This is a genomic window from Croceibacter sp., assembly GCF_002716225.1.
Taxonomy (GTDB): Bacteria; Bacteroidota; Bacteroidia; order Flavobacteriales; family Flavobacteriaceae; genus Croceibacter; species Croceibacter atlanticus.
Genome location: NZ_PAZX01000007.1, coordinates 47,626 through 66,358, shown reverse-complemented (window position 1 = coordinate 66,358; position 18,733 = coordinate 47,626). Strand labels below are relative to the sequence as shown.

At 34.2% G+C, this 18,733-nt stretch carries 18 protein-coding genes; 13 read left to right on the top strand and 5 right to left on the bottom strand.

Going from position 1 to position 18,733, the window contains the following annotated elements; genetic code table 11:
• Positions 1-51: 51 nt before the first annotated feature.
• Positions 52-660, top strand: a complete 609-nt coding sequence (locus CL818_RS04105; RefSeq protein ID WP_013186400.1) for a superoxide dismutase — start codon at positions 52-54, stop codon at positions 658-660.
• A 230-nt stretch (positions 661-890) separates the two neighbouring features.
• On the opposite strand, the gene CL818_RS04100 is transcribed toward CL818_RS04105, so the two are convergent.
• The 4 genes from CL818_RS04100 to purN form a co-directional block, all read right to left on the bottom strand.
• Positions 891-2,789, bottom strand: a complete 1,899-nt coding sequence (locus CL818_RS04100; RefSeq protein ID WP_013186399.1) for an amidophosphoribosyltransferase — start codon at positions 2,787-2,789, stop codon at positions 891-893.
• Between the two features lie 54 nt (positions 2,790-2,843).
• On the bottom strand, positions 2,844-3,767 hold the full coding sequence (locus CL818_RS04095) for a PfkB family carbohydrate kinase (protein ID WP_013186398.1): 924 nt from the start codon (positions 3,765-3,767) through the stop codon (positions 2,844-2,846).
• 86 nt (positions 3,768-3,853) lie between these two features.
• Complete coding sequence (locus CL818_RS04090; protein WP_272972878.1) at positions 3,854-4,492, bottom strand: ribonuclease H1 domain-containing protein; 639 nt, start codon at positions 4,490-4,492, stop codon at positions 3,854-3,856.
• Positions 4,482-5,090, bottom strand: a complete 609-nt coding sequence (purN, locus tag CL818_RS04085; RefSeq protein ID WP_272972879.1) for a phosphoribosylglycinamide formyltransferase — start codon at positions 5,088-5,090, stop codon at positions 4,482-4,484. The genes CL818_RS04090 and purN overlap by 11 nt, the downstream gene beginning before the upstream one ends.
• Before the next feature lie 150 nt (positions 5,091-5,240).
• Between purN and CL818_RS04080 the strand changes: the two genes are divergently transcribed.
• The 11 genes from CL818_RS04080 (at position 5,241) to CL818_RS04030 (ending at position 15,086) form a co-directional block, all read left to right on the top strand.
• On the top strand, positions 5,241-5,474 hold the full coding sequence (locus CL818_RS04080; RefSeq protein WP_013186395.1) for an acyl carrier protein: 234 nt from the start codon (positions 5,241-5,243) through the stop codon (positions 5,472-5,474).
• A 10-nt stretch (positions 5,475-5,484) separates the two neighbouring features.
• Entirely contained in the window at positions 5,485-6,738 is a 1,254-nt protein-coding gene (fabF, locus tag CL818_RS04075) for a beta-ketoacyl-ACP synthase II (protein ID WP_013186394.1), read from the top strand.
• Positions 6,739-6,743: 5 nt separating this feature from the next.
• The gene (rnc, locus tag CL818_RS04070) at positions 6,744-7,487 is read left to right on the top strand and encodes a ribonuclease III (protein WP_272972880.1); all 744 of its coding nucleotides are present in this window, start codon (positions 6,744-6,746) and stop codon (positions 7,485-7,487) included.
• 107 nt (positions 7,488-7,594) lie between these two features.
• Positions 7,595-8,080 carry an IPExxxVDY family protein gene (locus CL818_RS04065; protein WP_272972881.1) on the top strand — a complete coding sequence of 162 codons (486 nt, stop codon included), beginning with the start codon at positions 7,595-7,597 and terminating at the stop codon, positions 8,078-8,080.
• A 27-nt stretch (positions 8,081-8,107) separates the two neighbouring features.
• Positions 8,108-9,538, top strand: coding sequence for a pyruvate kinase (gene pyk / locus CL818_RS04060; RefSeq protein ID WP_013186391.1), 1,431 nt, complete (start codon positions 8,108-8,110; stop codon positions 9,536-9,538).
• A gap of 113 nt (positions 9,539-9,651) precedes the next feature.
• Positions 9,652-10,023, top strand: a complete 372-nt coding sequence (gene rnpA, locus CL818_RS04055) for a ribonuclease P protein component (RefSeq protein WP_013186390.1) — start codon at positions 9,652-9,654, stop codon at positions 10,021-10,023.
• Complete coding sequence (locus tag CL818_RS04050; RefSeq protein WP_286971739.1) at positions 9,995-10,828, top strand: DUF4349 domain-containing protein; 834 nt, start codon at positions 9,995-9,997, stop codon at positions 10,826-10,828. Before rnpA ends, CL818_RS04050 begins: the two co-directional genes overlap by 29 nt.
• A complete protein-coding gene (locus CL818_RS04045; RefSeq protein WP_272972883.1) occupies positions 10,828-12,450 on the top strand; it encodes a S41 family peptidase in 1,623 nt (540 codons plus the stop codon). The genes CL818_RS04050 and CL818_RS04045 overlap by 1 nt, the downstream gene beginning before the upstream one ends.
• A gap of 77 nt (positions 12,451-12,527) precedes the next feature.
• Positions 12,528-13,229 (top strand): CoA transferase subunit A, encoded by a 702-nt coding sequence (locus tag CL818_RS04040; RefSeq protein WP_013186387.1) that lies wholly within the window; start codon positions 12,528-12,530, stop codon positions 13,227-13,229.
• A 29-nt stretch (positions 13,230-13,258) separates the two neighbouring features.
• A complete protein-coding gene (locus tag CL818_RS04035; protein ID WP_272972884.1) occupies positions 13,259-13,912 on the top strand; it encodes a 3-oxoacid CoA-transferase subunit B in 654 nt (217 codons plus the stop codon).
• A 34-nt stretch (positions 13,913-13,946) separates the two neighbouring features.
• The gene (locus CL818_RS04030) at positions 13,947-15,086 is read left to right on the top strand and encodes a pentapeptide repeat-containing protein (RefSeq protein WP_272972885.1); all 1,140 of its coding nucleotides are present in this window, start codon (positions 13,947-13,949) and stop codon (positions 15,084-15,086) included.
• Here the strand turns inward: CL818_RS04030 and CL818_RS04025 are convergent, their stop codons facing one another.
• The gene (locus CL818_RS04025; RefSeq protein WP_272972886.1) at positions 15,087-15,584 is read right to left on the bottom strand and encodes a hypothetical protein; all 498 of its coding nucleotides are present in this window, start codon (positions 15,582-15,584) and stop codon (positions 15,087-15,089) included. It lies immediately after the preceding gene.
• A 188-nt stretch (positions 15,585-15,772) separates the two neighbouring features.
• Between CL818_RS04025 and CL818_RS04020 the strand changes: the two genes are divergently transcribed.
• Positions 15,773-18,547 (top strand): outer membrane beta-barrel protein, encoded by a 2,775-nt coding sequence (locus tag CL818_RS04020; RefSeq protein ID WP_272972887.1) that lies wholly within the window; start codon positions 15,773-15,775, stop codon positions 18,545-18,547.
• Positions 18,548-18,733: the final 186 nt, after the last annotated feature.

The following is an 18,733-nucleotide window of genomic DNA, read 5'->3' as shown; positions in this document are numbered from 1 at the left end:
TAATCATTAAATTTGATGGAAACTTATAATAACTAATAAAAAATCTATAATATGTCTTTCGAATTACCGAAACTAAAATACGCGCATGACGCACTAGAGCCACATATTGATGAAAAGACCATGACTATACACCATGGAAAGCATCACCAAGGTTATACAAATAAATTAAACGCTGCAATTGAGGGAACAGATCTTGAAGGCAAGACTATTGAAAATATCTTGACAAATTTAGAGATGAGCAATACAGCCGTTAGAAATAATGGTGGTGGTTTCTTTAATCACAGACTATTTTGGGAAGTGATGTCTCCAGATGGTGGCGGAAAGCCTACCGGAGAACTTGCTGAAGCCATTGATGCTAAGTTTGGTTCTTTTGAAGCTTTTAAAGACGAATTTTCAAGTCAAGCTGGAGGCCAGTTTGGTTCTGGTTGGGCTTGGCTTTGTGTACAAGAAGGTGGTAAAGTAGAAGTGTGTTCTACAGCTAATCAAGATAACCCACTTATGCCAGGAATTGGTTGTGGTGGTTACCCTATCTTAGGGTTAGATGTTTGGGAACATGCATATTACTTAAACTATCAAAACCGTCGTCCAGATTACGTAAATGCATTTTTTAATGTGATTGATTGGACAGAGGTTTCTAAGCGTTATGCAGAGAATAAATAATCTGAATATTTAATCAGACTTAAAAAAGGAGGCTTTTTAAAAGCCTCCTTTTTTTTATGCATTATATGCAAATAAAAAAGGGTGGTTTATCCACCCTTTTTTGCCCCAAATCTACCATAAACTTAACCTACTTAGTTATGGTATCGTCAAATGTAATATAGTCAACTTAAATAAATATGTGTTTTTCAGTAAATTAGATAAAATACATATTACTCGGACTAACGACGCGTTTAGTAGGCGCGCTCTTTATTACCTTCAACAAAATTTATAAATGCTCTATTTACGACTCTATTGCCACCTACAGTAGGATAATCTCCTGTAAAATACCAATCTCCTAAATTCTTAGGGCAGGCTTTATGCAAATTATCAATAGGTTGATAAATTACTTTAACTTCAGCATTTACAGTCTCATCACTTAAAAGTTCTGCTATTTTTTGAGAAACAGCCTCATAGCTAAACGGCGCATATACTTCTTTAACAAAGTTCTTTACGTCCTTGTCTTCTAGGTGTTCTTGAGACTTACATTTCTTATAAACATCATCAATAACATGATATTGGTTGGTTTCTTTTAATAGCTCCAATGCCGCTTTAAAAGCTACAAAATCTTCAATACGAGCCATATCTATACCATAGCAGTCTGGAAAACGTATTTGTGGTGCAGATGATACAACTACTATACGTTTAGGTTTAAGACGGTCCATCATCTTAATAATACTCTTTTTAAGTGTGGTTCCGCGTACAATACTATCATCTATAATAACTAGGTTGTCTTCTGGCTTTACAACACCATAAGTAACATCATATACGTGTGCTACAAGATCATCTCTGCTGCTATCCTCGGTAATAAACGTTCTTAACTTAGCATCTTTTATTGCAATTTTCTCGGTGCGAAGTCTGTGCGAGAGTATTTGCTCTAAACGTTTATCTGTTAGTGTTTCCTTTTCATTTAAAATTGTTTCGTTCTTGCGTTTATTAAGGTCTTCTTGAGCAGCCTCAACTAAACCGTAAAAAGAAACTTCTGCTGTGTTTGGTATAAAAGAAAATACAGAATTTGTGGTATCGTTATCAATTGCTTTTAAAACTTCAGGATAAAGTAGTGCACCTAGCTCTTTTCGTTCTTTATAAATTTCTGCATCACTTCCTCTTGAAAAGTAAATACGTTCAAACGAACAGGCTTTACGCTCTAAAGGCTTTAATATTTCAGGAATACTTACAGATCCATCTTTTTTGGTGATAATTGCGTGTCCTGGCGCTAGTTCTTTAACATCATCAAACTTTACATCGAAAACGGTTTGTATAACTGGTCGCTCTGATGCTACTACAACAATTTCATCATCTTTATAATAATATGCTGGTCGTATACCTGCAGGATCTCTTAATACAAATGAATCACCATGTCCTAAAAGACCAACCATAGCATAACCGCCATCCCAATCTTTAGAAGATTTTTTTAGGATTTTTTCAATATTTAAACGCTTAGCAATTTCTGGAGAAGCCTCAATCTTACTAAACCCTTCTTTTTTAAGTTTTTTGTAAAGTTTCCTTACTTCAGAATCTACAAAATGGCCTATCTTCTCCATTACCGTAACGGTATCTGCCTTGTCTTTAGGGTGCTGTCCTAACTTCACTAAATTATCAAATAACTTAAACACATTGGTCATGTTAAAGTTACCAGCCATAATAAGGTTGCGGTGCATCCAGTTATTTTGCCTTAAGAATGGGTGTACACTTTCTATACTATTCTTACCAAATGTACCATAACGCACATGGCCTAAAAGTAATTCTCCTATATAAGGAATGTGCTGCTTTTGTAGCTCGACATTATTTGCATATTCTGGATTGTCTGTAAGCTCTTGATTAACGCGTTCATTAATTTGAGCAAAGATATCTTGTATAGGTTGAGCTTGATTACTTCTTACTCTACTAATATATCGCTCTCCAGGCTTAACATCTAACTTAATACTAGCAAAACCGGCACCATCTTGGCCACGGTTATGCTGCTTCTCCATCATTAAGTACATTTTGTTAACACCATAAAATGCTGTGCCATATTTTTCCTTATAGTATTCTAAAGGTTTAAGCAAGCGTATTAGGGCTATACCACACTCGTGTTTTAAAACATCACTCATAATCGTTTGGTGTTGTACAAAAAAACGCCCCAAATAATTTAGGGCGTTTTTTAGTTATGATAATTCTATTTTGAATTGTGTTAATTTCTTAAACTGCTCTAAGCGTTCTTCAACTTCTTTCTTGTCTAAACTTTCCATTCGCTCTGTGCCAAATTTCTCCACACAGAAAGACGCTAGGTTAGAGCCGTAAATTATGGCATTTTTCATATTCTTAAAGCTGTAATCCTCAGTTTTTGCTAAATATCCACTAAAGCCTCCTGCAAACGTATCTCCAGCTCCAGTAGGGTCAAACACTTCTTCTAACGGTAGTGCAGGAGCAAAGAACATTTTGTCATCATGAAAAAGTAATGCGCCGTGCTCTCCTTTTTTAATAACAACATATTTAGGCCCCATTTTTTCTATTTCTCTTGCTGCTTTTACTAAAGAATACTCTCCAGACAATTGTCTAGCTTCTTCATCGTTTATAGTAATTACATCTACTTTGGCAATAACTTGTTTAAGTTCTTCTAGGGCGCTGTCCATCCAAAAATTCATTGTATCTAATACAATTAGCTTAGGATTTTTCACTTGTTCTATCACGCGCATTTGTACAAATGGATGCAAATTTCCTAACATGACTACATCTGCATTTTGATAAGCAGCTGGAACAACAGGATCAAAATCTGCAAGAACATTTAATTCTGTCACTAAAGTATCTCTAGAGTTCATGTCATTATGATACTTACCGCTCCAGAAAAATGTTTTACCACCTTTTACAATCTCAATACCATCTATATTTACATTGTGTTCTGTTAAGAGGTCTAAGTGTTCTTGTGGAAAGTCTTCCCCAACTACTGAAACTACACCGCTATCAATTCCAAAATTTGAAGCAGACAATCCTATATAAGTAGCAGCGCCACCTAATATTTTATCTGTTTTTCCAAAAGGTGTTTCTATAGCATCAAAAGCTACGGTTCCTACGATCAATAATTTGCCCATGTTGAGTTTTTAATTTGAATTTGCAAAGGTACAATATCAAAAATGGATTTCCGAATTATATATTATATCAAGAACAATTTTGACGGTTACTTTCTCCCAAAATCTGCGGGAATTTCTCCCCAAGCTTTTGTTTCCCATTTTACAACAGGTGTATTATAAGAATTGGTTTTTAACCAATGCTCAGCACGCTTTACCAACTCAAACACATTTTTATTTTTGGCATTTAATGATAGTTTGGTGTTGCATTTCTTCTTACGAACCCAACCCATAGCTATTCTCGAGTCTGTATATATTATCCTATCACTGTTGTGTTTTTTTAAAAAGGCCAAGCCATGAACCAACGCTAAGAACTCTCCTATATTATTTGTGCCTTGTAAAAACGGCCCTTGATGAAAAAGTTGTTTTTTAGTTTTAGTGTCTACGCCGCGATATTCCATTTTCCCAGGATTTCCACTAGATGCAGCATCTACAGAAATTGAGTTAAAGTTAGGGGTTCCATATTTTAATTTGTCTGCTTCAGAAAGGACTCTAGGCTTTGCGCTTTTGCCTTTAAAATCTTCGTAATTACCATTATAGGCTTTTTGTGCTGCTGCAAAGGTTGGAAAAGATTTATACAATGCACCTTTATAGCCATCTATGCTAGCTTTGCAAGACGCCCAAGTTTTATAAATACCTGGTTTTTTTCCTTTCCATACAACATAAAATTTGGGAGACTTAGTTGCCATTTGTGTCGTAGCGTTCTGGGAATAATAATTCGTTTATAACTTTAGGAAAGTGCTCCATCTCTAACTTATTTATTTTAGAAGCAACATCCTCTACAGTGTCAGTTGGCTTTAACTCTGTTTCAAATTGAGCAATAATCTTTCCGTCGTCATAAACTTCATTAACAAAATGAATGGTAATTCCTGTTTTTTCTTCTTTTTGCTCAACAACAGCTTTATGAACATTTGCTCCATACATGCCTTTTCCGCCAAATTTTGGAAGAAGAGCTGGATGAAGGTTTATAACTTTATCTGGGAAGGCTTCTACAATCTTTTCTGGAAATAACCATAAAAAACCAGCTAACACAATAAGGTCTGGTTGTATGTCTTTTAAGAGGTTAAGCATTTCATTAGTTCCATAAAATGAAGACCTGTCAAAATGTATAGCGTTGACATCCAGATTATAGGCGCGTTTTAAGATCTTGGCGCGCTTGTTGTTACTGAAGACGTGAGTCACTTCAGCTTGATTGTTTTTTTTGAAGTATTTAATAATGTTTTCGGCGTTGGATCCGTTGCCGGAACCAAATATGACAATACGCTTATGATGTAGAGAAGTGACCAAATTAAATTATTTATGAATATCGGTTAGACCCCAAAATTAGGTGATGTAGGATAAATTTACAGAAAATCCTGCCACATTTTAAGACATTAAACATTTATTAAGGTAAAGTTTTTTATTTTTGCCGTCTAATCATTTTAAAAACTAGAGATTATGTCAGACATTGCATCAAGAGTAAAAGCAATAATCGTAGACAAATTAGGTGTTGACGAAAACGAAGTAGTTAACGACGCAAGCTTCACAAACGATTTAGGAGCAGATTCATTGGACACAGTGGAATTAATTATGGAATTCGAAAAAGAATTCGATATTCAGATTCCAGACGACCAAGCTGAAAACATTGCAACAGTTGGTCAAGCAATTTCTTATATAGAAGAGGCTAAATAATAACTGCATTATGGAGTTAAAGCGAGTTGTAGTAACAGGTTTAGGGGCATTAACCCCAATTGGTAACAATATTAACGAATATTGGAACGGGTTGGTAGAAGGGAAGAGCGGCTGTGCCGGAATTACTTCCTTTGATCCTGCTAACTTTAAAACGCAATTTGCTTGCGAAATCAAAGATTTCGATCCTTTAAAGCATTTTGATAGAAAAGAAGCCCGTAAGTTAGATAAGTTTGCACAGTACGCCCTTGTTTCTTCAGACGAAGCTATTGCAGATGCAGGTATAGACCTAGATGCAGTAGACAAGTTTCGTGTAGGAGTAATATGGGGAGCTGGTATTGGAGGAATACAAACATTTCAAGATGAGGTTGTAAATTTTGCTCAAGGCAATGGTACACCACGTTTTAATCCGTTTTTTATTCCTAAGATGATTGCAGATATAGCGCCAGGAAACATTTCTATTAAACATGGGTTTATGGGTCCTAATTATACCACAGTTTCTGCTTGTGCATCATCTGCTAACGCAATGATAGATGCCTTAAATTATATTCGACTAGGCCATTGTGATGTTATTATCACAGGAGGAAGCGAAGCAGCAGTGACTGAGGCTGGTATGGGTGGTTTTAATGCTATGCATGCACTATCTACCAGAAATGATAACCCACAATCTGCTTCCAGACCTTTTGATGCTAACCGAGATGGTTTTGTATTAGGAGAAGGTGCTGGAGCTTTGGTTCTCGAAGAACTTGAACACGCAAAAGCACGTGGCGCAAGAATTTATGCAGAAGTTATAGGTGGCGGTATGTCTAGTGATGCTTATCACATGACAGCACCTCATCCAGATGGCATAGGCGTAAAACGCGTTATGGAAAACTGTTTAAGAGATGCAGGTATAGATGCCTCTGAAGTTGATGCTATAAACACACACGGTACATCAACTCCTTTAGGAGATGTTGCCGAATTAAAAGCAATCAGTCAAGTATTTGGACAGCATGCCGGGAAGATTAATATTAATTCAACAAAGTCTATGACTGGTCACCTTTTAGGTGCTGCTGGTGCAATTGAGGCTATTGCGTCTATCTTATCGATGGAACATAGTGTCGTGCCACCAACAATTAACCACGAAACGGTTGACGAGAATATAGACCCAAATTTGAACTTAACATTAAACAAAGCACAGGAAAGAGAAGTAAATGTTGCTATGAGCAATACATTTGGTTTCGGAGGACACAATGCTTGTGTATTGTTTAGAAAACTTAATGAGTAATACGAATGAGTATCATTCGTAACATATTAAATTCCCGTTCAAAAAAGGACGGGAATTTTTTTAGTGCTATACAAAACCTTGTTGGGTTTAAACCAACAAACCTAAAACCTTATAAAAAGGCATTTACACACAGATCTTTAAATGAAGTAGATGAATTAGGGAATGCGCAAAACTATGAACGCTTAGAGTTTTTAGGAGACGCAATGCTAAGTGCTATTATCGCTGCACATTTATTTTCTGCTGTACCTGGAGGTAATGAAGGGTATTTAACCAAAATGAGGGCCAAAGTAGTTTCCAGAAAACACCTTAACGAGTTAGGTAAAGATTTAGATTTAGTAAGTCTTGTAAAAACAAATATTCCAAAAACTCAATTTGGAGCAAACATTCACGGCAATTTATTTGAAGCGTTAATAGGCGCTATTTACCTAGATAAAGGTTACAAATGTTGTAAAAGATTTATACATGAGCGTGTAATAGAGCCTTATGTAGACATAGAACAATTAGAGAACAAAGTTATTAGTTACAAAAGCTTACTAATTGAATATTGTCAAAAAACAAAAAAAGAATTTCACTACGATGTATATGAAGACACAGGAGTTGGTGAAATGAAACACTTTGCTGTTAAATTACGGATAGATAAAAAAGTGGTAGCAAAAGCACGAGCAACCTCAAAGAAAAAAGCCGAGGAAAAAGCATCTAAAAGAGCATTTTTCGCATTTCAGTCTAAGATTAAAAAGGTTTTCGACTAAATCTTATGAGTCGCAAACGTTTTCGTAATATATTTAATTAAGATTTAATCTTTTTCCCTCTTATTTTTATACCTCATATTTTATCTTTAGCTGTTAGCTTGTAAAATATGAAAGGTAATAAACTCATTTTAGACACTGTTTTTGAAGACGAGTTTAAACTCATTGCAATTCATTGCTCTTTGGAGCCTTATAGAATAGCATACTTTGTAAACAAGCAACTAAAACTAAAACTTGAAAGAGTAAGTGACATAGAAATTTATCAAGGAGATACTGTAATTAACGCACCTTTATTTCAGTTTGAAGATGCTATAAGAGAAACAGATTATTACTTGACAGCAAATAAGTTTAAAACATCAAATAAAAACATAACAGGAGACGATCTTTTTGGAAGCAAACAAAACAGATATTCTATAATTTCATTACTTAAAGAATACAAGAACGCAGATTATTTTTTAAAAATTGAAGATGAAGATGTTAATGCAATTCCTATAAAGCGGATATTGTTTGAACTTAATCAAATAAAACACATAGTTACAGCCTATCTTATAAACACTGAAGATTTAAAACAGAAAGAAAGGCTCGTATTTAAATAATAGTTAATAATAACTTTAGCCCATTTTATGCCTAATAGAAAGAAAACCAAAATTGTAGCAACCTTAGGACCATCAACGTCTACTAAAACGGTCTTAAAACAAATGCTTGAAGCAGGTGCCAATGTATTTAGAATTAATTTTTCTCATGCTAATTATGATGATGTAAAGAAACGCATCTCAATGATTAGAGAGCTTAATGAAAAGTATGGATTTAACGCATCTATTCTTGGAGATTTACAAGGCCCTAAATTACGTGTAGGTGTAATGAAAGGTGAAGTTATTGTAAGTAAAGGCGATAAATTATCCTTTTGTACCGGCGAAGAATTTGAAGGAACAGCAGATCGTGTTTATATGAACTACGACACCTTCCCAAGAGATGTAAAGGCAGGCGAGCGTATTCTTCTTGATGATGGTAAACTAATCTTTGAAGTTTTAGAAACAAATAAAAAAGATGAAGTAAAAGCCAAAGTTATACAAGGTGGTCCTTTACGTTCTAGAAAAGGAGTAAACCTACCTAATACCAACATTTCTTTACCTGCATTAACAGAAAAAGATGTTAAAGATGCCATTTTTGCTTGTGAACAAGGAGTAGATTGGATGGCATTATCTTTTGTACGTCACGCAGAAGATCTGCAAGAATTACAAGAACTCATTAAAAAACATAGCGAGCACAAAATTCCAATAATAGCCAAGATAGAAAAGCCAGAAGGCGTTGAGAACATAGATAAGATAGTTGCTTACTGTGATGGTTTAATGGTTGCGCGTGGAGATTTAGGTGTTGAAATTCCAGCACAAGAAGTACCTTTAATACAAAAGCAATTAGTACTAAAAGCAAAGCAAGCAAGAATACCTGTAATTATTGCTACACAGATGATGGAAACAATGATTACTAGCCTTACGCCAACACGTGCAGAGGTTAATGATGTAGCAAACTCTGTGATGGATGGTGCAGATGCAGTAATGTTAAGTGGAGAAACCTCTGTAGGACAATATCCAGTTCAGGTAATTCAAAAAATGTGTCAGATTCTTAAAACTGTGGAAGACTCTCCATTAATTCACGTACCAGAAGAGCCACCACATATTCGTACTAAGCGATACATAACAAAATCAATTTGTTATCATGCAGCACATATGGCTAATGAAATTAAGGCTAAAGCTATTTGTACACTAACAAATAGTGGTTATACAGCATTTCAAATTTCTGCTTGGAGACCTAGTGCACATATATTAGCATTTACATCAAACAAACGCATACTTACACAATTAAGCTTACTTTGGGGTGTGCATGCGTACTACTATGACAAGTTTACTAGTACAGACGATACTGTAGAAGATGTTAACGGTATTGCAAAACAAATGAAGTATGTTAAAAAATCTGAATTCGTTATAAACCTAGCAGCAATGCCAATTTCAGATAAAGGTATGGTAAACACATTAAGAGTTTCAGAGATTAAATAATTCTAAAAAATATAATTTTACACACCCTAAAGCGAAGCTTTTATTAAGCACACTTTAGGGTTTGTTATTTTTAAAAAGAGGGAATTTTATTATAAGCAGTATCTTTGAAACCTATGGACCAAAGCTTTCCAAATACAGAACATTTAAAAGGAAAAACACTTATAAACGAGTTGTTCTTAAATGGAAAATCTGTAACTGCATACCCATTAAGAATGTACTATATACCTTTAAAAGATAATGATGTAAAAGGTTTTAAAGTTGGTGTATCTGTGCCTAAGAGAAACTTTAAACTAGCGGTTCATAGAAATAGAATAAAACGCTTACTCAGAGAATCATTCAGAAAAAATAAGTACCTTGTCTATAATGGGACAACGCAACACTTTGCGCTTCTCATCGTTTATATTGGCAAAGAAACACCTGAATATGAATTTGTTGAAACTAAATTTAAAAAGCTTGTTGGGGCATTTCTCAAAGCCGTGTCTTAGTTTTTGTGTGTTGTTGGTTTTAGCTTGCGGAGAAAATTCTACAGAGTCTTTCTCAAAAGAATTTACAATTGAAAATTCTGAAGATTATTTAGAGGAAACTATAATAGAAACCACAACAAACTCAAATTTAAATACATCCCAAGAGCAAAAAATTATAAAAACAGGTGTATTAGAGTTTCAAACACAAAATCTTTCTAAAACATATTCTCAAATTAAGGCTTTGCTTAACACCTATGAGGGTTATATTCAAACCGATAATTCTGGCAAAAATTACAACAGGCAATACCAAAATTTACAGGTAAGAATACCATCTAAAAACTTTCAAGTCATTATTGATAGCATTTCTCAGAGCGTAAACTACTTTGATACAAAATCTATTTCCAGACAAGATGTAACAGAAGAATTTATAGACCTTACAGCACGCTTAAAGGCTAAACGAGAATTAGAATCAAGATATATACAGCTTTTATCTAAAGCAAATACTGTAAAAGAAATTTTAGAAATCGAGAGAGAACTTTCTACAATTAGAGAAGATATAGAAGCTAAACAAGGAAGACTAGAGTATTTGCAAAGTCAAGTATCTTATAGCACACTAAACATAAATTTTTATAAGGAAATTTCTAATACTGGGATTACAGTTTCCTACGGAACAAAAATTGTGAATGCTCTAAAGTCAGGTTGGTTCGGTATTTCTTCTGTATTTTTAGGCATCTTAACACTATGGCCATTACTTATAATAGGACTTGTAGTTGCTATTATAATAAGACGTTGGCTTAAGTCTTCAAATAAAAATACTTCAAAATAATGAAAAAGCGCATTATACTTTCGGTAGTAGCTGTCGGTATTTTTTTTACAACAGTAAGTTTTAAAAATGATTTCTTCGAAATTGCTAAGCAGATAGAGATTTTTACTACGCTGTTTAAGGAATTAAACATGAATTATGTAGATGAAACAAACCCTGCAGAACTTATGGATACTGCCATAAAATCTATGTTAACAGAATTAGATCCTTATACTAAATTTTATAATGAACAAGATGTAGAAACAGCACGTATTCGAAACTCTGGAGAGTATACTGGTATCGGAGCATCTGTAAAAACACGAGACGATAAAATTACAATCATAGAGCCTCATAAAGGCTATCCGGCAGATAATGCAGGCCTTAAAGCAGGAGATGAAATTATAAAGATAGGAGATATCGTACTGTCAGATTTTGATAGTGATGCTGGAGAGTTATTAAAAGGATCACCAGGTAGTGAAGTACAGGTCACCTATTTACGACAAGGAAAACAAGAAACAACCACGTTAAAAAGAGGAAAGATAGATGTTGAAGCAGTGCCATATTATAAGCTACTAGAAGACAAAACTGGTTATATAGTGTTATCTAAATTTAATGCTAAAGCGTCTACCCAAGTTATTGATGCTTTAAAAACATTAAAAGCAGATGGTGCTGATAAAATTATCTTAGACCTAAGAGGAAATCCTGGAGGCTTATTAAGTGAAGCTATAAATGTGACAAATATTTTTATACCAAAAGGAGAGTTAGTTACTACTACAAAGTCTGTTATAAAGAAGTATAATAGAACGTATGTTACTAAAAATGAACCTATCGACACTGAAATTCCATTAGTGGTTTTAATTGATGGACGTAGTGCATCTGCCAGTGAAATTGTTTCTGGAGGCTTGCAGGATTATGACAGAGCTGTAATTGTTGGCGCAAGAAGTTTTGGGAAAGGCTTAGTGCAAAGACCAAAACAGCTTACTTATGGTACACAACTTAAAGTAACTATTTCAAGATACTACACACCAAGTGGTCGTTGTATACAAGCATTAGATTATTGGAATAGAGACGAAGATGGTAATGCAGTGCGAACAAAATCTGCAGAATATAATGAGTTTAAAACTAAAGCAGGCCGAAGTGTTTTTGATGGCGGTGGCGTACTTCCAGATGTACAGTTAGAAACTTCTAAATTTAGTGGCGTAACATCAGCGTTAGTTCAAGATGAAGCCATTTTTAACTTTGCCACAAACTATTACTACACTCATAAGTTAGAGTCGCCAGAAGATTTTAAATTCACTAGCTCAGATTTTTCAGACTTCAAAGAATTTTTAAAAACAACTAACTTTAAGTATACTACACAAACTGAAAAAGAATTAAAAGAAACGCTTGAAATTGCAGTTAAAGAAGAGTTTGATGATGATGTGCAGAATAACTACAATAACTTTCTAGCATCAATACAACAAGCCAAGACAAAAGCTATAGATGATAAGAAGCCAGAAATAGAGCGTCTTATAACAGATGAGATTATAAAGCGCTATTTCTACAAAGAAGGTCTTTATGATTATTATGTTATTAATAATCCAGAGATAGAAGAGGCAAAGAACATACTAAACAGTACAAACAGGTACTCTAAAATTTTAAAATAAATCACAATCATAAATGAGGGTATAGGATTATTAATGTCCTCTCATTTTTTGTAAATTCCCATCATTAAATCTAGATAATGATTAAAAAGACAGTAAAAGACGTAGAAGCAGCATTGCAAGGCGTACAAGATGGCATGACATTTATGTTAGGCGGTTTTGGATTAAGCGGCATACCAGAAAATGCAATTGCACATTTAGTAAAATTAAACGTAAAAGACATTACGTGTATTTCTAATAATGCAGGTGTAGATGATTTCGGTTTAGGGTTGTTGCTTCAAAAAAAGCAAATACGAAAAATGGTATCGTCTTACGTTGGAGAGAACGATGAGTTTGAACGTCAAATGCTAAGTGGAGAGTTAGAAGTGGAGCTTATTCCACAAGGTACCTTGGCAGAACGATGCCGCGCTGCACAAGGAGGATTTCCTGCATTTTTCACACCAGCAGGTTATGGTACAGAAGTAGCCGAAGGTAAAGAAGTACGAGAGTTTAACGGGAAGATGTATGTGTTGGAAGAAGCATTTAAAGCAGATTTTGCATTTATAAAAGCTTGGAAAGGAGATGAAGCAGGAAATTTAATCTTTAAGGGTACAGCACGAAACTTTAATCCAAATATGTGTGGTGCTGCAAAGGTTACTGTGGTAGAGGTAGAAGAGTTAGTTAAGCCAGGAGAATTAGACCCTAACCAAATACATATTCCGGGCATATTTGTACAACGAATTTTTCAAGGCGAACGCTATGAAAAGCGAATTGAACAAAGAACAGTAAGACAAAGAGATTAAGCAATCATCAAAATTTTCAAATTGAGTATATGTTAGATAAAAATGGAATAGCACAACGCATAGCTAAAGAAGTTAAGGATGGTTACTATGTAAACTTAGGCATTGGGATACCAACATTGGTCGCAAACTTTGTTAGAGATGATATCGATGTAGAGTTTCAAAGTGAGAATGGTGTTTTAGGAATGGGGCCATTCCCTTTTGATGGTGAAGAAGATGCAGATGTCATTAATGCTGGTAAGCAAACTATTACAGCCTTGCCAGGCGCTAGTTTTTTCGACTCTGCTACAAGCTTTAGTATGATAAGAGGCCAACACGTAGACCTTACAATTCTGGGTGCTATGGAAGTAGCAGAAAATGGAGATATTGCCAACTGGAAAATACCAGGTAAAATGGTAAAAGGAATGGGCGGAGCTATGGATCTTGTGGCAAGTGCAGACAATATTATAGTGGCAATGATGCACACTAACCGTGCTGGAGATTCTAAATTATTAAAACGCTGTAGCTTACCGTTAACTGGAGTTGGTTGTGTAACTAAGGTGGTTACAAACCTTGCAGTGTTAGAGGTTACTAAAGAAGGCTTCAAGCTTTTAGAACGAGCGCCAGGCGTTAGTGTAGATGAAATACAAAAGGCAACAGAAGGTACACTCATTATAGATGGAGATGTTCCAGAAATGAAGCTTTAATTGTATAAAATAAGCCTTTAATGCAAATTTAATAATGACTCAAGAAGAGAAGATTAAACAGTTAGAGGCTGAAAACAAAAAGCTAAGAGACACCTTTGCGTCTCAAAAAGAATCTAAGCGAAAACGAAGAAAATTAGGGTGGAGCTTTTTAAAACGTTCTTCAGGTATGGTTTTGGGTGTAAAGCTCAAAACTTCAATCGAAGATTTTTTAAATGAATTAGGAGATGACCGTCGTGTTTCTCGTGAAACATTGTCCAATTTACTTTCTGCAGTTGTATTAAGGCTTACTAGAGTTGGTTTCCTATTGGTGCTTACGGCAATTTTACCTTCAGTTTTACTTATTTTTCAAACCTATTACCTTGCCAAGCAAACCACGTTGATAGATGATCAGAAAACATTATTTCAAAATCAGAATATTCGTTTAGATCAACAAACCTATTTGCAAGAGGCAGAACGTCGTGGCAATGTCATTATTTTATTAGATAACATGATTAAGGATGTTAATGATGAAATAGACAGAACACCTTCAAACAGAATTTCTAAACCAACTACAGGTCGTTTAATTGCTTTAAGTAAAATGCTAAAGCCATATCGTTACTTAAAGAATGATAGTCTTACAGAACGCGTTCTAAGTCCAGAACGAGGCTATTTGTTGTTGTCTTTAATTGAAAGTGATTTAAGTTTAAAGCTAAGTTCTAACACGTCACTAAACGGATCTTTATTAGAACGATTAGATTTTAGTTATGCAGAAATGGTGGGCGTTTCCATCATTAATGAGGATTTATTAAATATTAATCTGTCTTATGCAGACCTAAGTAATTCAAATTTTAGTGGGAACGATTTTGAAAATGCAGATTTTAAATATGCAGATTTAACAAATACAGTTTTAGATTTAGCAAACCTGGAATCTACTAACTTTAAAGGAGCTATTCTTAAAAACACAAGTTTCAAGCGTGCAGATCTAACAAAGGCAGACTTAAGTTTAACAGACCTTAGAGGCTCAGAATTCTCTGTTAAATCGCTTAAAGGAGCAACACTTACAAATGCAAGGGTTTCAGAAAATTTTAGTGTAACAATGAGTAAGCAACTAAATAAAACAGACTATGCGTGGTTTTCAGAGACCTATGAGGTTGTTGAGGTAGATGATGATAACTTCCAAATTCTTAAAAAATAATTACCTAAGATTTCTAGGAGCTTGCCTTGTGCCGCGTTCTTCAATGTCTGTTAGTTTGTAATAGAGTAGTTTACCACGTTCTGTGTAGGAAATTATAGCGTCATTAGAGGACAATTTGAAAGAACCATTTTTAGAAAATTGAGGTGGTTTATTTCCATATTCTTTTACAGGATCGGCATTTAAGATACGGTCAGTTTGTTTAGGAAACTTCCCTACATATACCGTAGGCGCACGTAGTTCAGGCTTTAATTCAACTTGTTTATCCCTAAAGAAAACCTCTTTTAATTCAATAGAGTTTAAATTCTCTTTTAAAACTATGGTAACGTGTATTCCTGCAGGAGATGTTCTTGTATGTTGAGGCCAATCTTGATAATAATATTCAACTATTTCAAAAGGCACCTGTTCTTGTAGCACAAAGTTTTGTAACTGCTGGCTTGAAGAACAACTGGAAAAAAACACTAAGGGAATAATACCATAAAGTAAAGTAGCTAATTTCATAATATTGAGATTTTCAGTTTAAAGGTACAAAACAAATTAAGTGCCAAAGCGTTGTAAAACAATGATAAGACCTAACTAAAAGAGCATTTGTGTTAATAAAAACTTAAAAATAATTTAAGACTATGTTTTACATAGTCTGTTTGGTTATTTTCGTCGACAATTCATCAATCAATTAAAAATCAACACTCTTGAAAAACGTTTACTTATTTTTAGCAGTCTTCTTCATTTCGATAACATCTATTGCTCAAAGTGTTACTATAAAAGGAACAATAGTAGATGAGACTACGAAAACACCTTTAGAAGCAGCAACTGTTTTTGCAGAAAAAGTTTCAGATAGTACATTAATAACCTATTCCATTTCAGACAGAGCAGGTCTTTTCTTATTAGAAACAGAATCTAGTTTACCAGAAATGCGAGTAAATATTAGTTTTACTGGCTACGCTGGCTATTCTAAAGTTGTAAAGATAAACTCATCAGAAATAGATCTAGGAACCATTCCACTTGGTTTGCAGGCAGAATCTTTGTCAGACGTTGTAATTACTGCTACACGCGCACCAATTACTATTAAAAAGGACACATTAGAGTTTAACGTAAAGTCGTTTAAAACTAAGAAAGATGCCAACGTTGAAGATCTTTTAAAACAATTGCCAGGTGTTGAGGTAGATCCAGATGGCACCATAAAAGTTAATGGGAAACCAGTAAACAAGATATTAGTTAATGGAAAACCTTTTTTTGGTAATGATCCTACAATTGCAACAAGAAACCTAACCAAGGATATTATCAAGAAAATACAAGTAACAGATACTAAAACAGATTCTGAGGCTTTTACCGGCGAAGATGGAGAGCAAACCAACAAAACCATAAATCTTACTATAGATGAAGATAAAAATAAAGGAATTTTTGGTAGGGTAGCTGCAGGTGCAGGCACCGATGAACGTTTTGAATATGCCGGACTTTTAAATTATTTTGATAACGATTTGCGAGTTAGCGTATTAGGTGGTGGTAATAATATTAACTCACCAGGTTTTAGTTTTGGAGAAATACAAAGGCTCTTTTCTAATACGCGTTCTGTAAGCTTTAACGGCAATGGCAGTTTTAATGTTGGTGGGCGTTCTTTTGGTGGTGGCCAAGGTATTACTAACTCAAGAACAGCAGGCGTTAATTTTGCTAATGAATTATGGAAAAAAACAGACATTACTACAGATTATTTTTACTCTGCATCTAACTCTTATAATGACGAAGTTACTCAGCGTGAAAACATTTTGCCAGACAATAGGTTTATTACAAATTCTATATCAAGTTCAGACAGTAATATAGATTCTCATACAGTTAATGCTAGATTTAGGTCTGAAGTAGACTCAACATTTGTAATATTATTTAGACCTGAATTTTCATACAATACAGGACTTTCAAACTTTGATTCTAATGAAGAAAGCAGAACGATAGATGGTGAACTTACAAACCAATCTGAAGCCTCTACACAATCTGATAGAACAGGCACCAACTTTCAAGGAGAGTTAGACTTTACAAAGAAGTATGGTAAAAAAGGTGGATTTGTAAGGTTAGGAGTAGAAAACAATATTAATAAGGATGTAAACGAAAGATTCTTGTTTTCTAATACCGAAGTTTTTGGAGACACACCAGAAACAATTACAAGAAATCAATTTACAGACGGTGAAAATACAGACAATGGTTTTCAGGTCTCAGCAGATTGGAGAATTCCTTTAATAGAGAAAAAACTATTCTTAAATGCTGAATATACCTACGAACAAAATACAAGAGAAGATAACCAGTCTGTATTTGACTTTAATGACACTAACCAAAACTATTCAGATTTTAATCTTGAACAGAGTACAGATTTTGAAAATAAGAATAGCAGTTCTGAACCAGAGTTAGGGTTACAATACCAAACCGATAAACTAAGAGCCGGTTTTAGTGCTGGTTATATACATAGGACTTTAGAAAGTGACGATGCATTAAGAGACATTAATTTTGAAAACAATTTTGATGCACTAACACTTTCAAGTAATTTTAGATATAACTTTACTAAACAATCTAGAGCCTATATTAGTTATAGGCTCCGTAATGATGCTCCAAGCGTAAATCAACTATCTCCTTTTGTAGATGTGTCTAATCCACTAAACACTATACAGGGTAATCCAAACCTAAGCCCTTCTAACAATCATAATATTTATTTAGGATATAACTCCTACGATTTTAAAACCCAATCTGGAGTTTACAGCTATGGTAATGCCACATTTACTAATGATCGTGTGGTAGCTCAAACTACTGTTGATGAAAATTTTGTAAGAAACACTACGTATACCAATGTAAATGGTAATTACAATTTAAATTTTAGCATAGGAGTTAATAAACAAAAGAAGGTAGATTCATTACAAAGCATACGTTACGGGCTTAGAGGAAGCATAAACGCCAACAGAAACGTAAACTTTAATAATGCAGTACAATATGCTAGTAGAACTGTAACGTATTCGCCATCTGTAAATATTGCCTATATACTAAAAGATAAATTTGAGTTTAGACCATCTTACACAATTAACTATACAGAGAATAGCTTTAATTTAGACCTGTTTGAAGGTAGAGAGTACGTAAGACATACCATAAACCTTTTTACTACAGCTACGTTCTTCAAAAAGCTTGAATGGGTAAATGATGTAGATTATAATTACAATGCAGATGTTGCTGAAGGATTTGAGAAAAGCATCCTGTTCTGGAATAGTTCACTTTTATACTCATTTTATAACGACGCTTTTACTGCTTCTGTTAAGGCGTATGATATCTTAAAGCAAAACAATAATACAAGACGAACAGCTACTCAAGATTATATTCAAGATACACAAAGTACAGTATTACAACGTTATGTTATGTTTGGACTTAGTTATAAATTTAATACTCTAGGAAAAAAAGGCGAAACGAGAGAGTTTAACTGGAGAAGACATTAATATAAAATGAAATGTATTTTATAATTAAGCTGTTATTTAATGAAGATTAAAAAGTATAATTACTTTACCATTTAACTTTTTTACACTCAAACAAGCGGTTAAATATTATAATATTCTAAAATATTATTAAAAAGATTAACTAGTCAACTTCTCAAATCATTTTACAGAACGTAATTTTACCTTTCG